Genomic DNA, 396 nt, shown 5'->3' with positions numbered 1-396 from the left:
AATAAAAGCGTTGATTTTATTGGGATTACTAAATCTACGTAAATCGCCTAATTCTGCTAAGACTCTGACTGCTGTAATTTGGGCAAAGCCAGGAATGCTTTCCAGGTTTTCTAGGTCATGATTAGGCAAAGATGTTGCTAGTTTGACCATTCGCTCAATTATCTGTTCTCTTTGTTTACTTAAACTGAGCAGTCTTTGAGCATAGTATTGCGCCTGTTCGACTTCTACGCTGTCGCATGAGACAACAGGATAAGCTTTATTAGCCAAGTCAATTAGCTTATCTGCAGTCTTTTGTGCATGCTTAAAGGCAATGCTTTTTACCATCTTTTTCTACTAAATCACAGTGAGGATAACGGAGGATTATTTGCCAATAGTTCTTGCCTTTGGCAGAGCAAA

General features: G+C 38.9%; 1 pseudogene. It reads right to left on the bottom strand.

From position 1 onward, the window contains the following. Positions 1-396: pseudogene (locus FC57_RS10490) on the bottom strand (transposase); the annotation flags it as partial.

It is taken from the genome of Lactobacillus ultunensis DSM 16047 (genome assembly GCF_001436305.1).
Classification (GTDB): Bacteria; Bacillota; Bacilli; order Lactobacillales; family Lactobacillaceae; genus Lactobacillus; species Lactobacillus ultunensis.
The sequence above is the reverse complement of the archived record's forward strand: the minus strand, read 5'-3'. Positions and strand labels throughout refer to the sequence as shown.